This is a genomic window from Chitinophaga sancti, from assembly GCF_034424315.1.
In the GTDB taxonomy this organism is placed as follows: Bacteria; Bacteroidota; Bacteroidia; order Chitinophagales; family Chitinophagaceae; genus Chitinophaga; species Chitinophaga sancti.
Genome location: NZ_CP139972.1, coordinates 6,048,174 through 6,071,049 on the forward strand (window position 1 = coordinate 6,048,174; position 22,876 = coordinate 6,071,049).

The window sequence follows — 22,876 nt, forward strand, 5'->3', positions numbered from 1 at the left end:
GTTAAAGTTGAATAAAACAACCCCCTGAGTTCAGTGATTTCTCATGTTCTCCAAATTTAATATTGACAATCAATGATGAAAAAAAAGTATTTAGTCAACCCTGCCATTTGAGAGAAATAAAATGCAATTGATACATGCCATAACAAGCTGGAGATTATCATTTGTTCCAAATCCCTTACCTTCGTAATGCTAAAATTTTTGGCAAAATAACAAACGCTGGAATATGGCTACAAAATCAAAGAAACCGGAAATTATCGCTGACGATGCACCTATTAACACGCAGGATCAGATATATATAAAAGGAGCCAGGGTTCACAACCTTAAGAACGTTAGTGTAGGCATTCCCCGCAACAAACTAGTAGTCGTTACCGGTGTATCCGGCTCAGGCAAATCCTCCCTGACCATGGACACACTCTATGCCGAAGGTCAGCGTCGCTACGCAGAAAGCCTCTCTGCATACGCCCGCCAGTTCCTCATGCGTATGAACAAACCGGACGTTGACTATATAAAAGGTATCTGCCCTGCCATCGCCATAGAACAAAAGGTCATCACCCGTACCCCACGCTCTACCGTTGGCTCCATGACAGAACTCTATGATTATCTCCGTTTGCTCTTCGCCCGCATCGGCAAAACTTATTCACCTATTTCGGGTGAATTGGTAAAGAAGCACGAAGTAAGTGATGTCACTGATTATATTAAAAACCTTCCTGCCGGTACCAAGATCCAGATCCTGGTTACCTTTCGCCGCCATGCTAAAAGAGAGGTGAAAGAAGAATTGCAGATCCTGATGCAGAAAGGCTTTTCACGCCTCTATAGTAAGGATAAGGACGGTGGCAAACTGCTCCGTATCGAAGAACTGCTGGAAGAAAAGAAGCCCAACCTGCCCAAAGAAACCTACCTGCTCATAGACCGCCTGGTGGCTAAAGACTTTGAAGAAGACGACCTGCACCGCATTGCAGACTCTGTGCAAACCGCCTTTTATGAAAGCGAAGGCGACTGTCTCGTAGAAACCGATGGAAAGGATATCCAACACTTCTCCAACCGTTTTGAACTGGATGGACTGCAATTCGAAGAGCCGGTTCCCAATCTCTTCTCCTTCAATAATCCATATGGTGCCTGCCCTGTCTGCGAAGGCTTTGGTCAGACATTAGGCATCGATGCAGACCTGGTGATTCCCGACAAGCGCCTGAGTGTATACGAAGGGGCCATCGCTCCCTGGAGAGGTGAAAAGATGGGTGAATATAAAGAAGCCCTGATCAAAGCTTCCCGCAAGTTCAACTTCCCCATTCATAAGCCTGTCACAGACCTGACTGAAGATCAATACAACCTGCTCTGGACAGGCAATGAGCATTTCTATGGGCTCAATGAGTTCTTCAAAATGGTAGAGCAGAATCTCTATAAAGTACAATACCGTGTATTGCAATCCCGCTACCGTGGCCGTACTACCTGCCCTGAATGTGGCGGTGGCCGGCTCCGTAAGGAAGCGCTGTACATCAAAATAAATGGTTTCAATATCGCCCAACTGGTAGAAATGCCGGTTGAGAACCTGTACGGCTGGTTCGAACAGTTACAACTCAATGAATACGACCAACAGGTGGGTAAACGGATCCTGCTGGAAATTCATCACCGTGTTAAAACCCTGCTGGACGTAGGGCTTGGTTATCTCACCCTGAACCGCGTGGCCAATACCCTCAGTGGTGGCGAAAGCCAGCGTATACAGCTGACCCGCTCCCTGGGTAGTAACCTCACGAACTCTATGTACATCCTGGATGAACCCAGCATCGGTCTGCATGCCCGTGATACCCATCGCCTGATCGGTGTACTCAAGGAACTGCGCGACCTGGGTAATACCGTAGTCGTGGTAGAACACGATGAACAGATGATGGAAGAGGCTGACTATATCATCGATATGGGGCCGCTGGCCAGTCACCTGGGTGGAGAAGTGATCTTTGCCGGTGACTATCCAAGCATCCTGAAAGATTCCAAAAGCCTGACCGGGAAATACCTGAGCGGCCAGTTTACAATAGATCCCCCTGCCCGGATCCGCAAATGGAAGAAGTCCATCACGCTGGAAGGGTGTAAGCAAAATAACCTGAAGAACATCGATGTCGATTTCCCGCTGGAAGTACTGTGTGTGGTAAGTGGTGTAAGTGGGTCCGGTAAAACGACCCTGGTAAAGCAGATCCTGTACCCGGCCCTCATGAAACTGAAAGGTGAATTTGCAGAAAAAGTAGGACAACACCGTGCACTGAAAGGCGCGCTGGACGACATTACCCAGATAGAAATGGTTGACCAGAACCCGATTGGTAAGTCATCCCGTTCCAACCCCGTTACTTATATCAAAGCATACGATGAGATCCGTGATCTTTTCAGCCGTCAGCCACTGAGCAAGATGCGCGGTTTCCAGCCAAAGCACTTCTCTTTCAACGTGGATGGGGGCCGTTGTGATGCCTGTAAAGGCGAAGGTGAAGTAGTGGTGGAAATGCAGTTCCTGGCGGATGTGCACCTGCAATGCGAAAGCTGCGGTGGCCGTAAGTTTAAGGAAGAAGTACTGGAAGTAAACTACAAGGGTAAAAACATTTACGATGTACTGGAAATGGGGGTAGATGAGGCGCTGGAATTCTTCAAAGATGAGAAGGATGTAGTGAATAAAATCCGCCCGCTCAGCGATGTAGGTTTAGGTTATGTAAAACTGGGGCAGAGCAGCGATACCCTGAGTGGTGGCGAGGCACAGCGTGTAAAGCTGGCTTCCTTCCTGGGTAAGGGCAAGGCACAGGGCCACATCCTCTTTATCTTCGATGAGCCAACCACAGGTTTGCACTTCCATGATATTAAAAAGCTGTTGGGCTCCTTCAATGCACTGATCGATCAGGGGCATTCCGTACTCGTAATAGAACACAATACAGACGTGATCAAAAGTGCTGACTGGGTAATAGACCTGGGGCCTGAAGGGGGGGCCGGTGGCGGACAATTGCTGTATGCAGGGCTGCCCGATGGGCTCAAAAAAGTGAAGGAAAGTTACACAGGGCAATACCTGTAAGTAATCAATCATACGCATTGAAAAAGGCGGTCCATCCGGACCGCCTTTTTTATCTGAAGATAGTTTTCATACCCCTTGGTGAATTCCCGCTTTCATAAATGTCTTATCTGAAAATGGTTTTCATACCTCCCGGCGAATTCCCTCTTTCATAAATGTCTTTATCTCAATCTATCGAGAGACTTAATCAGTTTTTCATCCTTATACACCCCTCTTGCCGCCATGATCAAAAAGATCAGGATAAGCACGGGCAGGAATGCACCCGGCAGGTAAGTAGAAGCGGCAATCGTCTTGCCTGTACTTTCAAATGCATTCGCAAAATCCTGCACTTTTAAATACTGCAAAGCGATCGCAGCTATTGCCAGAAAAATATCCAACACCGTCAGCCTGAATTGGAGTTTCCGGTTTTTGAACAGGAAAATACAGAACAGGGAAAGCGCTACAATCAGCATGTAGACTACAAAGACCATAAAATTAGACTGGGCATTGAAATACTTAGGTACCTGATCATTACTCAGGGTCACTTTAAAAATATCCAGAAACCAGGTTCCTACAGCAGCTCCGGCAGCTAACAGAAGGTAAAGACTTTGAATGCGTTGTATCATGTTATTCAGGCAAATTAATACACGGTAAAAATAAGTAAATATTTCATTTGTGCCTTTTGAATCCCGGGCGGACTAAAAAGGGTACCCCCTTCCCGGGGGAGATGGAGACGAATTGGCTTTTACGCAATCCTCAGCGCCTTCATTTTACTTTTTAGTCCGCCCGGAGCTTTATACGAAGCAGCTTAAAAATACCTCAATTATACAGCTGAGCCGATTATAACCCGTCAATAACCCGTAGATATCCCGCCTCTTTAAAGATGCGGTTTATAGGCGGCTTATAGGCGGGTTATTGGCGGGATATCTGCGGGATATCTCTGAAGATGACCTATGGATAAGCGATAGCTGAGATTGCCCGCTGAAAGCTAATCCGGGTAAGGGTTTGCAGAGAGGGGTATTTTCAAGGTGATAATATACCGCCTGGTATAATAGGTGTGTTAAAAGTGTCTCCCGTACATATAATACTGGCACCTTACAGCATCCTTTCCTGCAATACTTTGTATATTGCATGCCCAAGAACAATCTCTTATTGAATTATGGCAAGAAAACAGAACAAGCAGGATGCTTTAGACTATCATGCTTTAGGCCGGCCTGGAAAAATCGAAGTAATACCTACTAAAAACACCAAAACACAATGGGATCTTTCACTTGCTTACTCTCCCGGAGTAGCGGAGCCTTGTAAAGAAATTCACAAAGACGTAGAAAATGTTTATAAATACACTGCCAAAGGCAACCTGGTAGCGGTGATCAGTAATGGTACTGCCGTACTTGGTCTGGGCGATATTGGTCCTGAAGCGGGTAAACCGGTGATGGAAGGAAAGGCGGTATTGTTCAAGATCTTTGCAGATATTGATGTGTTTGATATTGAACTGAATACTAAGAATGTAGATGAGTTCGTGAATGTGGTGAAGGCAATGGAACCTACTTTTGGTGGTATCAACCTGGAGGACATTAAAAGCCCGGAGTGTTTTGAAATTGAAGATCGCCTGAAAAAGGAACTGAAAATCCCTATCATGCACGATGACCAGCATGGTACAGCGATCATTTCCAGTGCTGCCCTGCTGAATGCAATAGACCTGGTGAAGAAGGATATCACGAAAGTGAGGATCGTATTCAATGGTGCCGGTGCAGCGGCAATGGCCTGCGTAAAATTGTACGTAGCGCTGGGCGCAAAGAAAGAGAATATCGTAATGTTCGATAAAGATGGTGTGATCAATACCACCCGTGCAGGTCTGTCAGAACTGCATAGCCAGTTTGCCACCAGTACCAAAGTAAGCACACTTGCAGAAGCCCTGGTTGGTGCCGATGTATTTGTGGGTTTATCTGTAGGCAATGTGGTAACACCGGCTATGATCCAGTCTATGGCTGCCAACCCGGTCGTATTTGCGATGGCGAATCCTGATCCGGAAATCGCTTACGATGTGGCAATTGCTTCACGGCCTGATGTGATCATGGCTACAGGTCGTTCCGATCATCCTAACCAGGTGAACAATGTACTGGGTTTTCCATACATATTCCGTGGTGCGCTGGATGTACGTGCTACACAGATCAATGAAGAGATGAAACTCGCTGCGGTGAAAGCATTGGCAGAACTGGCCAAAGAACCGGTACCAGATATTGTGAACCTGGCGTACAACGAAAAGAATATTTATTTCGGCCCCCGCTATATTATTCCAAAACCACTGGATCCACGCCTGCTCAGTCATGTAGCACCGGCAGTGGCAAAAGCGGCCATAGAAAGTGGCGTTGCACAGCAACCGGTTACTAACTGGGAAGAGTATACGAATGTACTGAACAAACGCCTTGGACTGGACAACCAGCTCTTCCGCGTGATTGGTACCAAAGCCCGCCAGGATCCGCGTAAGGTGGTATTTGCGGAAGCAGATAACCTGAAGGTACTGAAGGCATCCCAGGTAGTAAGAGACGAAGGTATTGCTTATCCGATCCTGCTGGGTAATGAACAAAGAATCAGGAACCTTGCTGCAGAAAATGGCATTGAACTGGAAGATACAGTGATCATCGATCCGAAGAGCGATGAGATGACTGAAAAACGTCACCAGTTTGGAGAGTTGTTCTTCAAAAAGCGCCAGCGCAAAGGGTTTAACCTGTACGAAGCGAAGAAGGTAATGCGTGAGCGTAACTACTTTGGTTGTATGCTGGTTGAAACCGGAGAAGCAGATGCTTTGATTTCTGGCCTGACACGTAATTATCCTGACACGATCCGCCCGGCATTGCATGTAATCGGTACCGCACCCAATGCAAAGCGTGTGGCAGGTATGTACATCATCAACACCAAACGTGGTCCGCTGTTCCTGGCAGATACTACGGTGAACTTTAACCCGACTGCCGAAGAACTGGCCGAAATTACGCTGCTGGTAGCTGAAGAAGTGAAACAATTCAACATCACGCCGCGCATTGCCATGGTATCTTATTCCAATTTTGGTTCCAGTCCGACCCCTGAGGCGCAGCTGGTAGCCAGGGCAAGGGAGATCGTGAAAATGAGAGAACCATCACTGATCGTAGATGGGGAAATTCAGGCGGCGATGGCATTTAATAAAGAGATCCTGAAGGATAATTATCCTTTCAGTGAGCTGATAGACCAGGAGGTAAATACCCTGATCTTCCCGAACCTCACTGCGGGCAACGTAGCGTACAACCTGTTGCAGGAAGTAGCTGGCTTTGATGCAATCGGGCCTATCCTGCTGGGGATCAAGAAACCGGTACACATTCTGCAACTGGGTAGTACCGTAAGGCAGATAGTGAACATGGTAAATATCGCTGTAGTAGAAGCACAGCACAAATGCTGCAAATAATATGATTTACTGGTCTCTGTCCACGGGCAGAGATCAGTATCTTTATAGAAAAAAAGCATGCAGCACATCTCCCGGAAAAAGACCTTCTTTCCACTGAACCCTGCATTTCGCAGGTACCTCAAACTGTATGAGCGGGAGATCCGGTTGCCGATAGCTTACGAGGAGCTCCGCTATTACGATTCCACCATTCCTGTGTACGATAAGGACGGGAATGACACCCTCTGGGAATCTGTATTTTACCCTGATAGTATGTATGGCCCGCTGAAGGCGGGATTAAAAAGGATCTATTCTATTCTCAAAGCGGGTGGCGACCAGGCTGCCGAAGAGCATTTGCAGGTAGAGCGGATTGACTATTGCACATTTGGGAACTCACATCCTTTCCGGATCAGGATTGTCAATACTTACAACGAAGTTTACGATTATTTTTATATCAAAACGGCCGATGCTTCCCGCATTTATGGCCTGGAGCTGGAACACATTTTGTCTCCTTACTGGATGAGTTACATCATCGATGGGAATACGCTGGTGGAGGAGCATATTGCGGGTGTGCCGGGTGATCAGTTTATAGCTCAGTATTTGCAACGGCCGGAGTTTAACCCAAAACGTATAGCCAAGGAGTTTGTGAAATTCAATGAGCGGTGTTTTGTGCGATTGCTGGGTGATATGCGATCGTACAATTTTGTCTTTGATATTACACCTGATTTTGATGATGTACAGTTCAGGATCAGGGCGATTGATTTTGACCAGCAGTTTTATGAGGGGAAGCGGACATTGTACATGCCGCAGTTTTTTAAGGAGAACAAAATATTTGTAGACCTGGCTATAAAGCATTTGAATGCAGAAGTGGTGAAGCAATATCAGCAGGAGGAGCGATCGCTGATAGCAAGGCGCATCAAGGCGCACAGGCACAGGATCAAGGATCTGCGGGATGTGATCATGACGGACAAGGTGTCGTTTCCGGAGAAGATCACGCAGTTGGGAGTGGAGCTGGCGCAGTATTATGATGACCCGGTGTTTGCAAGGTGCAAGACGATGGGGGAGATTATTGAAAGGAGCTTAAAGAGATTGTTGGTAAAAAGTCTGAAATAATAGAACGGCATTTCTAGCCGGCTGTAGGTAAAAGTTCGTTGAACGAAACGGTTTTCTTAGCCGGCCGCAGGCCATAAGATCCCCTGACAAAAGGGCTTCTGCCAAAGGGGGAAACACATTATGAATGGTTTAATGATTTAATTTTTATTTAAATGGATACATTATCTTTGGCCCGTTATGGAATTTAGATTCTTTCATCATTTCGGAAGCTACCTGCTTATGCTAAAAGGAATGTTTTCCCGCCCGGAAAACATGAAGATGTATTGGAAAGAGTTCATGCGGCAGTGTGTGGATATTGGTATCGGTTCACTCGGTATTGTATTCATCATCTCCCTGTTCATGGGAGCTGTAACCACCGTACAGATTGCTTATCAGCTGGTAAGCCCTATCATCCCCAAAGCAACAATTGCCCAGGTAGTACGTGATACTATCATCCTTGAATTTGCCCCTACACTGACCTGTATCGTACTGGCAGGTGTAGTTGGTTCCAAGATCGCATCTGAGCTGGGTAACATGCGTGTATCCGAACAGATTGATGCTCAGGAGATCATGGGGATCAATACCCGTGGTTACCTGATTGCACCAAAAATCATGGCTTCATTGATCATGATCCCATGCCTGATTTGTATCGCAGGTTTCCTCGGTATCTGGGGTGGTCTCAAAGCCGGTGAAATGGGTGGTATTCTTTCTGCTGACGAGTATTGGCAGGGTTTAAGACAGGAGTGGAAATCCTATAACATCTTCTTCTCACTGTTCAAATCATTCGTATTCGCGTTCATAATATCCAGTGTACCTTCCTATTATGGTTACTATGTACAGGGGGGCGCGCTCGAAATTGGTAAGGCAAGTACCCGTGCCGTGGTGGTGACCTGTGTATTGATATTATTCATGGACTACATTCTGGCAGCATTACTGTTGCAAAAATAATACTGACTACATGATCGAATTAGTTAATATAAAGAAAGGCTTCGGGGAAAAGATCATCCTGCCAGACGTGTCGGCTGTAATGGAAACGGGCAAGGTGAACCTGATCATCGGCTCCAGTGGTAGTGGTAAGACGGTGATGATGAAGTGCATGGTAGGCCTCATGGAAATAGACGGTGGCAAGGTTCTGTACGATGGACAGGATTTCACTAGTATGCCGGAGCTGGAGCGTAAGCATATCCGCCGCCAGATCGGGATGCTTTTCCAGGGATCTGCACTATTCGATAGTATGACGGTAGAGCAGAACGTAATGTTCCCGCTCGATATGTTTTCTAAAGGCTCTTTAAAAGAAAAGAAAACCCGTGTAATGGAATGCCTGGAAAGGGTACAGCTAAAAGATGCTGCTAAGAAGTTTCCGGCAGAGATCAGTGGAGGTATGAAGAAGCGGGTAGGTATTGCCCGTGCTATCGTTTTGAATCCCAGGTACTTATTCTGTGATGAGCCAAACTCTGGCCTGGATCCGCAAACTTCTTTGCTGATCGATAAGCTGATTAAGGAAATCACGCATGAGTTCAATATGACCACGGTCATCAATACACACGATATGAATACGGTGATGGAGAGTGGGGATCATATTGTGTACATGTACCAGGGTAAAAAGCAGTGGGAAGGAAGCAATGAGGATATCATTTTCAGTAAGGATGAGAAGTTGAATGACTTCATTTTTGCGTCAGACTTTTTGCGTGATGCAAAGGAAATGAGGCAGATGGAGATCTTCCGGGAGAAGGATTGGCGGAACAAGCTGAAGAAAAATTAGGGGCTGGAAGTAACCCCTGTCTTGTGCTAAAACCAGGAAAGGATTAGCACAAAGAAAGGATCCGGGTAGTGGCCGCTGGCACAAAATGCTCCCTGCCAGGCCTGCCTTTTTGGGCGTTCCTGAGAAAAAACCACTCAAAACCTGACGACGGACATTAAAAAAACGTGAACAGGACCACAATCAGTAAATTATTGATTGGGAATCTGGGATTAGGGGGTTATTTTTGCGAATAACATTACAAACACATAAACCAAGCGCGATGAGTGTTTTAGTTAATAAGAACAGCAAAGTGATTGTACAGGGTTTCACCGGTACAGAAGGCACATTCCATGCCACACAGATGATAGAGTATGGCACGCAGGTAGTAGGCGGCGTTACGCCGGGTAAAGGCGGCACCAAGCACCTGGATCGTCCGGTTTTCAATACGGTAGAAGCTGCCGTAAAAGCAACCGGCGCTAATGTATCCATCATTTTTGTACCACCAGGCTTCGCTGCAGATGCCATCATGGAAGCTGCTGAAGCAGGTATAGAACTGATAGTTTGTATTACCGAAGGTATTCCTGTTCAGGATATGATCCGTGCGAAAAACTTCCTGGCAGGTCGTTCTTCCCGCCTGGTTGGTCCTAACTGCCCTGGTGTAATCACTGCTGAGGAAGCTAAAGTAGGCATCATGCCAGGTTTTATCTTCAAGAAAGGTAACATCGGTATCGTATCCAAATCCGGTACCCTGACATATGAAGCTGCTGACCAGGTAGTTAAAGCTGGTCTGGGCGTATCTACAGCTATCGGTATCGGTGGCGACCCAATCATTGGTACTCCAACCAAAGAAGCGGTTGAACTGCTGATGAACGATCCTGAAACTGTTGGTATCATCATGATTGGTGAAATCGGTGGTAGCATGGAAGCTGAAGCTGCAAAATGGATCAAAGAAAACGGTACTAAACCAGTAGTTGGTTTCATCGCTGGCCAGACAGCGCCTCCGGGCCGTCGTATGGGTCACGCTGGTGCTATCATCGGTGGTGCTGACGATACTGCTGCTGCTAAGATGAAGATCATGGCAGAATGTGGTATCCACGTTGTTGCTAGCCCTGCTGACATTGGTAAAACAATGGCAGCTGTACTGAAAGGTGCAAAAGCTTAATAATAAACTAACTGTATAATAATTATCCTCCTGTCGGGCTTATGCCAGCGGGAGGATTTTTTTTGCGCTAACCTATATTCTTTACCTTCACTTATGGAATCGGAAACCCCAATTGCATCCTATTTTGGGGAGTGTTGTAGTTTGATCGCTATCCTGAATAATCCTACGGCCAATGAGCTGCACTCAAAGTGCCTATAGTGATGGAACTTCTTTTGTAGGATTGAATACCTCAAACTGTAATACGACCTGTTTGTGACGGAAACCTGGTCCTAACTCATATTACATTTTCTTTCAACAGGAGTAACATATCTACCAGCAAAGGAGTTTAATAGTGAGTAAAAACCAGCAATACACCAGTTTTTCATATAAATGCTATCCAAATATGCGCTTGATCGTAGCTTTTTTTATTCTATTTTTTATTAGTACAACAAGTACCATGGCTCAGTTTAACTATGACAATCACTGGAAGAAAGTCCAGGACTTAGATAACAAAGGCCTCCCCAAATCAGCCCTGGAAGAAGTCAATGTAATCTACAGGAATGCACTGCAACAGAAAAATGAAGGCCAGCTCCTGAAAACGCTGATCTTCCGCATTAAGTACGTAAACTCAAAAAACGAGAATCCAGCTACCGACGATAACCTCAAGGTGGTCGATGAACAAAATGTTGTGTTTACCCCGGCAGTCCGCGCCATCCTGCAAAGCATGCGGGCGGAATTGCTCTATCATTACCTGGAAAATAACAGGAGCCAGCTCTATAGCCGTACTGCTATTGAAGGAGATACTTCTGCAGATGTCAGCACCTGGACCTCAGACCGGCTCAATAAAGAAATTGCTGCCGCCTATGTCTCTTCCCTGGCAGATGCTGAACTGCTCAAAAAAGTGAATGTCAAAGATTATGAGGTGATCATCACTAAAGGCGAGCATACCGAAAATCTGCGCCCTACCTTGTACGACCTGCTGGCACACCGGGCATTAGACTATTTCAAATCAGGTGAGTACAATTACAGGCAGGCAGCCAAACAATTCGAACTGCTGGACCCTGCTGCTTTTGCACCTGCTGCTACTTTTGCAGCACACAAATTTGCAACAGCCGATACCAGTTCTTATCAGTACAGGGCACTGCTGCTGATCCAGGACCTGCTCCGCTTCCATGCACAGGATAGCAGGGCAGCCCTGCTGGATGTAGACCTGGACCGTATTCAGTACATGAACAATGTAGCTGTTATGCCTGACAAACAGGTGCTGTACATCAAACAGCTGGAACAGATGCAGCAAACTTATGCCGGCGAAAAAGATGCCACTCAGCTGATGTACCTGCTGGCCATACATTATAAACAAATAGGAGACGGTAAGGAAAACAATGGAGACCTGACACCCGCTGCCGCTATGAAAAAAGCGGTAGCCCTCTGTGAGCAGGCTATCAAACAAGCGCCTGCTTCAGGTGGTGCTAACTCCTGCAAGGCCCTGTTACAGTCTATAAAGACTAAATCTATGCAGGTAACCACTGAACAGGTGAACCTGCCCGATGAACCTTTCCGTGCACTGATCAACTATAAAAATGTAAATAAACTCTATTTCCGCGTCGCTAAAATTGATGAAGCCTTCCGCACCAGGTTGAAGGCGCAGCTGGCATCAAATGAGGGCTACGAAGAGCGGAATAAGAAATACTGGAACATGATCCTGGGTAAGAAAGCCGACCGTACCTGGGAACTGGCTTTACCGGGTACAGACGACTACCGTGAGCACGCTGCAGAAGCGAAAGTAGATGCCCTGCCTACCGGCTTGTATATGTTAGTCGCCAGCACCAACAGCACTTTTACAAAAGAAGAAAATATCATTGCACTACAGTTCATGCATGTATCTGATTTAAGTTACATTGCCCGTACTGCTGCTACCAGGGGAGTTGGAAAGGAACTGTATGTATTGCACAGGAAAACAGGTAGCCCACTGCAGGGTGTGAAATTCAACGTGTATACCATGCAGAGCAATGGTAAGTATAAAATAACCCAGACTACGCTCTCTCAAAAGGATGGCAGTGTTGAGCTGAAGAGCGAACCCCAGTATAATACAACCAGGTATGAACTGATATTGAATGCTGATACCCTGGCACCAGATGATGAAAATTACCTGTACAGTTACGATTATTACCATAACACTTCAGCTACACCTGATCATCAATCCTTCCTCTTTACGGACAGGGGCATTTACCGCCCCGGTCAGCTTGTATACTTCAAAGGTATTGTAGTAGGCCTCGGCAAGGTTGAGTCAGACAAAAATGTATTGGCTAACTATAAGGTAAACGTAAGCCTGATAGATCATAACGGTCAGAAAGTGGATTCAATGGAAATGACCACCAATGAATATGGTTCTTATTCAGGTAAATTCAGACTGCCGGAAAACCAGTTGAATGGCGTATTCCGGATTGATGAAAGTAATAATGGAGGCAGTGTGTCCTTCAGTGTGGAAGAATACAAACGGCCTAAATTCTATGTTGATTTCGATACGCTGAAAGGTAGTTATCGGTTGAATGATACCATTACTGTTCGCGGTAAAGCACTCGCTTATGCCGGTAGCAATATCGATGGTGCAAAGGTAACTTACCGTGTCATGAGACAGGCCCGTTTCCCTTACTGGTGGTGGTCCAGGAAAGTTCCTTCCTATAGCCCTCCACGTCAGATCGCCACAGGTACTACTGAAACTGCGGCTGATGGCAGTTTCACCGTAAACTTCCCGGCATTGCCTGATCTGGGTATTGCTGCTTCACAAAAGCCAGTCTTTACCTATTCTATCGAGGCGGACATTACTGACGTGAATGGTGAAACCCGTTCAGGTAATCAAAGTGTAAGTGTCGGTTACCAGGCCATGGAAATTACGATTGGATTGAATGATCGTGTATTGATTGATGACCTGAAAAAAGTAGAGATTACTACAGAGAATCTGAATGGTGTATTTGAACCAGCAGACGTAACTGTGGTCCTGAAACCATTGCAACACCCGGGTCGCTTACTGCGTGAACGCTTCTGGGATGCACCAGACCAGTTTATCCTTTCTCGTGAGGAATATGAAAAATCATTCCCGCATGATATTTATAGTGATGAAGATGATGAGAATACATGGAAAAGAGGAAATGCAATTGTCAATAAACAAGTCAAAACAACGGTATCCACACAAGTAGCTTTAGATGCTAAATCCCTTGCTGCCGGATGGTATGAACTGGAGGTAAGTACGACAGATAAATTCGGTGAGAAGGTAGTACAGAAGAAGATTGTTGAGCTGGTGGATGCGAATGCGAAGAATGTGTCTTATCCTGTTTACAGCTGGTCTTATTCTAATTCAAAAACACTGAAACCCGGTGAGACGGCTCATTTCCTGCTGGGATCTTCTGCCGCTGATCTGAATGTGATTGAAACGACTGGATCAAACCAGCATCCTGCATCAAATAGTGTATTTGCATTCGGTAATGGTGTGACTGACAGGAAATATGATGTGCAGGAAAGCGACAGGGGAAATGTAATTGTACAATACGCTTTTGTAAAAGAGAACCGTGTTTATACAGAAGAGAGAACGATCACTGTTCCATGGAGTAATAAGGAGCTGGAAGTAAGCATCCAGTCACATCGCGACAAGATCCTGCCTGGTGCTAAAGAAGAATGGCGTGTACAGATCAAGGGTGAGAAACGCGATAAGGTGGGAGCGGAACTACTGGCTGCTATGTACGATGCATCGCTGGATGCATTCAAGGCAAATCAGTGGACGGTGCCTGATCTCTATCCGAATTATTCAAGGCGGGAAAGCTGGGAAGGACAGGGGAATTTCAAGCAGGTAGCGGCGGAAGTGTACACCTTTATTTTAGACAAATCATCTTATGAGGAGAATACAGTTTCTTATGATGCATTGAACTGGTTTAATGCACTTGATTATGGTGTAACAGTCATCAACTTTGGAGAAGGTAATGGCGTGCAACCAGTGAAGTTGACTGGTTTTGGAATGGGGCGTTTTGCACGTGTTTTATATGAAAGAGCACCGGGAGTAAGAATGTCGATGGCAAAACCTGTTAAAGGTGGTATGCCTGCGCCGGCGCCAGTTGCTGCAATGGCCATGGCGGATGGGGCTGTACCCCAGTTAGAAATGAGAGCGAAGAAGGAGGACATGAAATTAGAAAAAGCTTCTGGTTTGCTGGCCCCTGCTGAACCGGCTGGTGGTTCCGGAGCTGAAAAGCCCCAGGAAAAAGTAGCGCCACGTACCAACTTCAACGAAACTGCTTTCTTCTTCCCTGATCTGCATACAGATGATAAGGGAAACATCACCTTTAGCTTCACCGTTCCTGAAGCACTTACCCGCTGGCGCTTTATGAGCCTTGCGCATACAAAAGATGCTGCATTTGGTTATGGCGAAAGCAGTGTAATGACACAGAAACCACTGATGGTGCAACCCAATGCGCCCCGCTTTATGAGAGAAGGCGATAAGATCATCTTCTCTGCAAAAATCAGTAACCTTTCTGACAGCGCATTGACAGGCAGCGCTCATCTTGAACTCCTGGATGCGGCGACTATGAAACCTGTAGATGGCTGGTTCCAGAATGTATACCCTGCGCAGCACTTCACAGTAGCGAAAGGACAAAGCACCGCAGTGAGCTTCCCCCTGGAGATCCCATATAAATACGGTAGCAGCCTGCTGTACCGTGTTATTGCTACCGCAGGTCAGTTCAGCGATGGTGAAGAAAATGCCGTACCGGTATTGACCAATTCTATGCTGGTGACAGAAACACTGCCACTCACCATGCGTGGTGATGGTAAGAAAGCATTCACTTTCGAAAAATTAGTGAAAAGCGGTGCTTCCGAAACCTTACAGCAACATGCGCTGACTGTTGAATACACAGGTAATCCTACCTGGTATGCAGTACAGGCATTGCCTTACCTCATGGAGTTCCCATATGAGTGTTCCGAACAGTTATTCAACCGTTATTATGCCAATACACTTGCTACGCACATCGTAGATAAGTTACCGGGTGTAAAGGCGATGTTTGAAAAATGGAAGACAGCGGATACTGCTGCCTTGCTGAGCAACCTGCAGAAGAATGAAGAACTGAAAACGGTATTACTGGAAGAAACACCATGGGTATTAGCTGCTAAAAATGAAGAAGAACAGAAACGCAATATTGCCCTGCTTTTCGATCTGAACAAGATGAGTGCGGAACAGCAGAAAGCAATAGAAAAACTGCGTCAGCAACAATTACCGAATGGTGCTTTCCCATGGTTCCGCAGTATGTGGGAAGATCAGTTCATCACCCAGTATATCCTGGCTGGTGTAGGTCGTTTACAACAAGTAGGTGCTGCAAACAATGCAACTGCTGATGAGATTGTGAATAAAGGCCTGGCATACGTAGATAAGAAAATGGACACCTGGTACCATGAGCTGAAACGTAATAAAGCTGATATGAATGCACAGCATATCGGTTACATTGAATCTCACTACCTGTACATGCGTACGCTGCTGAAGAAACCGCTGGACGATAAGTACAAAGAGTCTTATCAGTTCTATCTGGCGCAGGCTAAAAAGTACTGGTTGAAACAAAACACCTATACACAGGCCATGCTGGCGATCGTATTAAATGACCAGGAGATCATCCGTTCATTGAAAGAAAACGCCACTAACAACCAGGAAATGGGGATGTACTGGAAGAGTGTAACAGCCGGCTACTGGTGGTACCAGGCGCCGATTGAAACACAGGCCATGCTCATCGAAGCATTTGAAAAAGTAGCGCATGATTCAGTAGCGGTAGCCGATATGAAAACATGGTTGCTGAAGAATAAACAAACCAATAACTGGCATACGACAAAAGCCACTGCCGATGCTTGTTATGCAATGCTCTTGGGAGGTAGCAACTGGCTGTCTGCAAATCCTGATATTACCATACAGTTAGGTAAAGCCACTGTGAAGGAAGAGAAGAAAGAGGCAGGTACCGGTTATTTCAAGAAGCAGTTCAACAAGGAGGAAGTACAACCTGCAATGGGTAAAATAGAGGTGAAAGTAGATGGCAGTAATGGTCAGCCTTCATGGGGAGCTGTATACTGGCAGTACTTTGAGCAGCTGGATAAAATTACTTCAGCAGCTACACCAATGACCCTGCAGAAAGAGCTCTTCATTGAAAAGACAAATGACAAGGGCCCTGTACTGACAGCGATCCAGGATGGTAATCAACTGAAAGTAGGTGATAAGGTAAAAGCCCGTATCGTGATGAAGGTAGACCGTGATATGGAATACGTACACCTGAAAGATATGCGTGCAGCCTGCTTTGAGCCTACTGATGTTATTAGCCAGAGTGGCTGGCAGAATGGCGTAAGTTATTACCAGAGCACGAAAGATGCATCTACTAATTTCTTCTTCAGCCGTTTACCGAAAGGTACCTATGTGTTTGAATACAGTATGTTCGTAACACACAATGGTAACTTCAGTAATGGTATCAGCACTGCCCAGTGTATGTATGCACCGGAGTTCAGCGCGCATAGTGAAGGGATAAGAGTAAAAGTAACAGAGTAGAAAACATAAATTTTTTCCGGGCGGCTGTCTTTACGCAAGTAAAGACAGCCGTTTTTCGTTAGTGAACATCACATGTATCAAAACCGGACAATTTTGAAATAGCCGGCTTGTTTAAACTATTGAAAATCAATTTTGTCACAAAGTGGCACTTTTTTAGTCCACACCAGTTATTTCCGGTTCATGAAACAAACAATTTGTATTATCCTGGTCCTGTTTCTGGCGGACATCCATTGAAAATTTATTACAAAGGTACAGCTCCCGGTATAGCGTGGATTGCACCTGCAGGCCCTGGTTCAGGTCCTGTACCGGTTACAGCATTGTACCACCATTCAAAAGGTTATGATCAAGCGTTTTCTTAAAAAGTACAGCATTCTCAACATCTTCGGATTAGCGATCGGTATCATCTGTGCCGGCGTGATCTTTTTGTGGGTAGAAGATGAAGTTCAGTTTGATAGTGTGAACCAGAAGAAAGACAGGCTGTATGCGGTGTTAGGCAAGTGGGATTATGATAAGTATATACAAACGTTCTGGTCGTCATCCGGCGCACTGGCACCTGCTATGAAAGCGGATATCCCGGGCGTGGCCAATACATTCCGTATGACGGAAGGATGGGCACCTCCATTGATCTCTTATGGGGATAAGTCAGTGTATGTTGCCGGCAGGTATGCAGATCCTTCGGTCTTTAACATGCTCACTATTCCCTTCGTAGCCGGTGGTACTTTTAATGAATTGCATTCTATTGTGATCACGGAGAAGTTGGCGAAGAAGGTGTTTGGTGAGGAAAAGAACGTTGTCGGGAAGTCACTGAAAATGGATAATAAGGATGCGTATGTAGTGAGTGGTGTGATCAAAGACTGGCCATCGAATGTAACCATCAGACCTGAGTGGATCGCACCATTCGAAGTGGTCGAAAAATCAAATGCTTTCTATAGCAACTGGGGTTCCAATTCCCTGACCACGGTAGTGGAGCTGGCACCCAATGCAAACCTGGATGCCGTCAATAAGCAGCTTTATAACTTTGTGCAGCAGCATTTACCAACAGCGGTGAATCATGCGTTTCTGCATCCTATGACTAAGTGGCGTTTGTATAGTGATTTTGATAATGGTAAACCATCAGGCGGTAGAATTCAGTATGTAAGAATGTTCACCCTGATTGCCTGGATCATACTCTTTATTGCCTGTATCAATTTCATGAACCTGGCTACTGCTGCCAGTGAAAAACGTGCGAGAGAAGTGGGGGTACGCAAAGTAATGGGCGCTTCCAAACGCGGACTGATACTACGATTCATGGGCGAGGCGATTATTACAACTGCTATAGCATGCGTGCTGGCTCTGGTGATGATCTGGACATTATTGCCCTATTGTAACCTGATCTTAGAAAAAGAATTATCGATCAATATACTGGCCCCTGCGCATGTAGCGGCCTTGTTGGGCATCGTCCTGATCTGTGGCCTGGTGGCGGGTAGTTATCCTGCATTATACCTGTCTTCATTCAATCCTGTATCAGTATTAAAAGGGAATAAACGTGCTACAGGCAGTGCGGCATGGATCCGGAAAGGCCTGGTAATATTGCAATTCACCGTATCTATTGTGTTGATCATTTCAACTATTATCATTTATCAGCAGGTCAGTCATGTGAAAGGACGTGATATGGGTTTTGATAAAAGAAATGTCGTGGGTATGAATATCACGAAAGAGGTCGTACAAAGTTTCCCGGTGATCAAACAGGATCTGTTGAATACGGGTGTGGTAGAGGCTGTGGCGATGGCAGATCATGCTACCATTTATGGGGGTAACAATACAGACGATATAGGCTGGGAAGGAAAATCCCCGACGCAGAAGGTGTTGATCTCTGTACGTTCGGTGAGTGCGGAGTACCTGTCTACGATGAAGATGCAGTTTAAGGAAGGGCGGGATTTCCGGGCGGGTGATAGTGTGAATGTGATCATCACAGAATCAACTGCAAAACTGTTAGGGCAGGGGAGTGTAATTGGTAAGAGCATGATCGTGCCCTGGGAGGTGAATGGTAAAGCAGTGGAACGTCCGTTTCCGATAGTAGGGGTGGTGAAAGATTACCTGTATGGTGATATGTATGGTTCTCCTGACCCGGTTGTATTCTTCTGTATACCTACTGCTGCCAATATCCTGTATATGCGTTTGAAGGTAGATGTAGCGCCGGAAAAGGCATTGGCAAAGGTGGGTGCAGTGATGGAAAAAGATAACCCTGCTTATCCATTTGATTATATCGTGATGGAAAATCAGTTCAACGAGCTCTTTACGAGTGAGACACTGATCAACCGCTTAGCGACTGTATTTGCTGTGATTGCAATATTGATTTCCTGCCTGGGACTATTTGGCCTGGCTACTTATATGGCGGAGCGTCGTACCCGCGAAGTGGGCATCCGCAAGGTATTGGGGGCGAGTACAGCAGGCATCACCACATTATTATCCAAAGACTTTTTGAAACTGGTGGGAATAGCGGTAGTGCTGGCATTTCCGCTGGCATGGTATGCAATGTCTACATGGTTGCAGCAGTATACTTACAGGGTGGATATACACTGGTGGGTCTTTGTGCTGGCAGGTGGCATGGCTATGATTATCTCTTTATTTACGATTAGTTTTCAATCAATCAGAGCTGCGCTAATGGACCCTGTAAAGAGTTTAAGAGCAGAATAGTCATTTATTCCATTGACCATTATCATCCATGGCTAGCGATTTTCGCATTATTTTGCATATCAAATGAATGTAGATTATCTGGTAGTCGGTCAGGGCATCGCTGGTACGATGCTTAGTTACAGCCTGATGCAGGCTGGAGCTTCTGTACTCGTTATAGACGAATACAAGGAAAACAGTTCTTCCCGCGTGGCAGCAGGTGTGGTGAACCCGGTATCGGGCAGACGTTTTACGGTGGCATGGTTGTATGATGAGATCTATCCGGTAGCCTTGCGTACCTATCGTGAAATGGAAGGTTTGCTGGGTTTACCTGTATATAAAGAGCGGGATCTGTGGACGGTATTGCCGTCAGAGCAGTTGAGAGCGGCATTCTTTGACAGAACGACAGGGCTGGATTATATGCGCCTTCCATCAAGCGCTGATGTGGCCCGTTATGATAAATGGCTGGATCAACCTTTTGGTGCTGCCATTATAAAGGGGGGAACCGTATTGCTGCAGCAATTGCTGCCAATCTGGAGAGAATACCTGAAAAAACATAATTCTTTGCTGGAAGAGCGTTACCAGCCTTCTCAGCTCCAGGCCAAAGCGAATGGTGTCACTTATGGAGACATCCAGGCAAAGGCCATGATTTTCTGTGATGGTGCCCAGACACCGCTGAACCCCTGGTTCAATGCAATCCCCTTCCTCCTGAACAAGGGTGAGGTGCTGACAGTGCGGGTACCGGGTTTTGAGACAGAGGATATTGTAAAGAGAAGTATATCAATGGTACCAGTACCGGGTCAAAACGACATCTACTGGGTAGGTGCTACTTTTGCCTGGGATTACCCGAATGAAAACCCAACTGCTGAAAAGCGGATTTTCCTGGAGAGTGGGCTCCGGCAGTTATTAAAGGTACCTTACGAGGTGCTGGATCACCAGGCGGCAATACGGCCAAGTGGCACAGATCGTCGTCCTATGCTGGGTATGCATCCTGAAATGCCCTCTCTTGGCTTATTTAACGGACTGGGAACCAAAGGTTCCAGCCTGGCACCTGCCATGGCGGCTCAAATGACAGCTCATTTGCTGCGGAATGCACCACTGGCGGCGGATACCGATATAAAACGGTTTTTTAACAGGTACAAAGATTAAAAATGCTGGCGGCAAACGTTATCTTTGCCGACCTACCCGGGAAACAGCCGGGTGGGCTGAAAAGATATTTAAGAGCAACACATAAGGCATAGTATATGTACAGAACGCACACCTGTGGAGAGTTACGACTGGAGAACATAGGCACACCCGTAACCCTGGCCGGTTGGGTACAGACAGTCCGGAAATTCGGAAGCATTACTTTCGTGGATCTGCGTGACCGTTATGGTATCACGCAATTGTTGTTTGGGGAAGCCCTCAATCCAATACTGGACGCACAACCCCTGGGCCGTGAGTTCGTCATCCAGGTAGAAGGTACTGTCACTGAGCGTTCTAATAAGAATAAAAACATTCCTACCGGTGATGTTGAAATCACTGTAGATAAATTTACCATACTCAACAAGGCGCAAACTCCTCCTTTCACCATCCAGGATGATACCGATGGTGGTGATGAGCTGCGTATGAAATATCGCTACCTCGATCTGCGCAGAAATATCGTTCGTCAGAACCTTGAACTGCGTTACCGGGTTAATAGGGTTGTACGTAACTTCCTGGACAGCAAGGGTTTCATGGATATTGAAACGCCTTTCCTGATCAAGTCTACGCCAGAAGGCGCCCGCGACTTCGTGGTACCAAGCCGTATGAACCCTAATGAGTTCTATGCTTTGCCACAGTCTCCGCAAACCTTCAAGCAATTGCTGATGGTGAGTGGCTATGACAAGTATTACCAGATCGTAAAGTGCTTCAGGGATGAGGATCTTCGTGCTGACCGTCAGCCGGAATTCACCCAGATCGACTGCGAAATGAGCTTCGTAGACCAGGAGGATATCCTGAACAATTTTGAGGAGATGCTGAAATACATCTTCAAAGAGATCAAGGGTATTGAAATTAAAGAGGCATTCCCGCGTATGACCTACGATTATGCGATGGAATTCTATGGTAATGATAAGCCGGACATCCGTTTCGACATGAAACTGGTGAACATGAACGATACTGTAAAGGGTAATGGCTTCAAGGTATTTGATGAAGCTGAACTGGCAGTAGCGATCTGTGCAAAGGGCTGTGCTGAATATACCCGTAAGCAGCTGGATGAGCTGACAGAGTGGGTGAAACGTCCACAAATCGGAATGACCGGGTTGATCTATGCCCGTTATGGTGCAGATGGTTCTATCAAGAGTTCCGTGGATAAGTTCTTCGATGAAAGCAAGCTGAAAGGCTGGGCAGAGAAAACCGGTGCACAACCGGGCGACCTGATTCTGGTGCTGGCTGGCAAAGAAGAGCGTACCCGCAAGGCAATGAGCGAACTCCGCCTGGAAATGGGTGAGCGCCTGGGCCTGCGTAATAAAGATGTATATGCGCCGCTGTGGGTAGTAGACTTCCCACTGTTTGAATACGACGAGGAAGATAAGCGCTGGGTAGCCAAACACCATCCGTTTACCTCTCCAAAACCAGAACAGATCAGCTGGATGAACGATTTATCCAAATATGCTGATATCAAAGCCAATGCTTACGACATCGTACTGAACGGTACAGAAGTAGGTGGTGGTTCCATCCGTATCTTCCAGCGGGACCTGCAGGAAAAGATGTTTGCTGCGCTGGGTATGGACGAAGAAGAATATAATCACAAGTTTGGCTTCCTGCTGGGAGCCTTCGAATATGGCGCGCCTCCACACGGTGGTATGGCATGGGGCTTTGACAGGCTTTGTGCGTTACTGGGTGGTAGTGAGAGCATTCGCGACTTTATCGCCTTCCCGAAAAACAACTCCGGACGCGATGTTATGCTGGATGCCCCGGCTGCAATCGACCAGAAACAACTGGACGAGCTGCAGATAGCCTTAAAGTAATGGCATGGTATTTGCCAATGGCAGCATGCATTAAGACACTGAAATCCCCCTTGATACTGTGAGAAATGCGGTTTCAAGGGGGATTTCGGCAAATTAAACGGCGGCACAATATTTACTGAATCCCAAAGACTTATGTGAATATAGCCCCTCATTCCTGCAAGATTTTAATATATAAGTATCACATTGTAAAAACTTTTAAACTATATTGCCGGTAAGAAGGAATGTTTCTGGCGCCTGATAAGGATGAGATTGATAAAACATACATTATTC

General features: G+C 46.2%; 11 protein-coding genes. 10 read left to right on the forward strand and 1 reads right to left on the reverse strand.

Annotated elements, in window-relative coordinates; genetic code table 11:
* Window positions 1-223 precede the first annotated feature (223 nt).
* On the forward strand, window positions 224-3,040 hold the full coding sequence (gene uvrA / locus U0033_RS23720; protein WP_072364054.1) for an excinuclease ABC subunit UvrA: 2,817 nt from the start codon (window positions 224-226) through the stop codon (window positions 3,038-3,040).
* Window positions 3,041-3,198: 158 nt separating this feature from the next.
* On the opposite strand, the gene U0033_RS23725 is transcribed toward uvrA, so the two are convergent.
* The gene (locus U0033_RS23725) at window positions 3,199-3,642 is read right to left on the reverse strand and encodes a DUF4293 domain-containing protein (RefSeq protein WP_072364053.1); all 444 of its coding nucleotides are present in this window, start codon (window positions 3,640-3,642) and stop codon (window positions 3,199-3,201) included.
* Between the two features lie 533 nt (window positions 3,643-4,175).
* Between U0033_RS23725 and U0033_RS33525 the strand changes: the two genes are divergently transcribed.
* The 9 genes from U0033_RS33525 (at window position 4,176) to aspS (ending at window position 22,606) form a co-directional block, all read left to right on the forward strand.
* Complete coding sequence (locus tag U0033_RS33525) at window positions 4,176-6,452, forward strand: NADP-dependent malic enzyme (RefSeq protein WP_072364052.1); 2,277 nt, start codon at window positions 4,176-4,178, stop codon at window positions 6,450-6,452.
* Between the two features lie 57 nt (window positions 6,453-6,509).
* Window positions 6,510-7,541 (forward strand): hypothetical protein, encoded by a 1,032-nt coding sequence (locus U0033_RS23735; protein ID WP_072364051.1) that lies wholly within the window; start codon window positions 6,510-6,512, stop codon window positions 7,539-7,541.
* A gap of 177 nt (window positions 7,542-7,718) precedes the next feature.
* Entirely contained in the window at window positions 7,719-8,468 is a 750-nt protein-coding gene (locus U0033_RS23740) for an MlaE family ABC transporter permease (protein ID WP_072364050.1), read from the forward strand.
* A gap of 10 nt (window positions 8,469-8,478) precedes the next feature.
* The gene (locus U0033_RS23745) at window positions 8,479-9,282 is read left to right on the forward strand and encodes an ABC transporter ATP-binding protein (protein WP_072364049.1); all 804 of its coding nucleotides are present in this window, start codon (window positions 8,479-8,481) and stop codon (window positions 9,280-9,282) included.
* Between the two features lie 259 nt (window positions 9,283-9,541).
* Window positions 9,542-10,423, forward strand: coding sequence for a succinate--CoA ligase subunit alpha (sucD, locus tag U0033_RS23750; RefSeq protein ID WP_072364048.1), 882 nt, complete (start codon window positions 9,542-9,544; stop codon window positions 10,421-10,423).
* Between the two features lie 436 nt (window positions 10,424-10,859).
* Window positions 10,860-16,964 (forward strand): alpha-2-macroglobulin family protein, encoded by a 6,105-nt coding sequence (locus U0033_RS23755; RefSeq protein WP_177318684.1) that lies wholly within the window; start codon window positions 10,860-10,862, stop codon window positions 16,962-16,964.
* Between the two features lie 339 nt (window positions 16,965-17,303).
* Window positions 17,304-19,640, forward strand: coding sequence for an ABC transporter permease (locus tag U0033_RS23760; protein ID WP_072364045.1), 2,337 nt, complete (start codon window positions 17,304-17,306; stop codon window positions 19,638-19,640).
* A gap of 63 nt (window positions 19,641-19,703) precedes the next feature.
* Window positions 19,704-20,765 carry an NAD(P)/FAD-dependent oxidoreductase gene (locus U0033_RS23765; RefSeq protein WP_072364044.1) on the forward strand — a complete coding sequence of 354 codons (1,062 nt, stop codon included), beginning with the start codon at window positions 19,704-19,706 and terminating at the stop codon, window positions 20,763-20,765.
* A gap of 95 nt (window positions 20,766-20,860) precedes the next feature.
* Window positions 20,861-22,606 carry an aspartate--tRNA ligase gene (aspS, locus tag U0033_RS23770; protein ID WP_072364043.1) on the forward strand — a complete coding sequence of 582 codons (1,746 nt, stop codon included), beginning with the start codon at window positions 20,861-20,863 and terminating at the stop codon, window positions 22,604-22,606.
* Window positions 22,607-22,876: the final 270 nt, after the last annotated feature.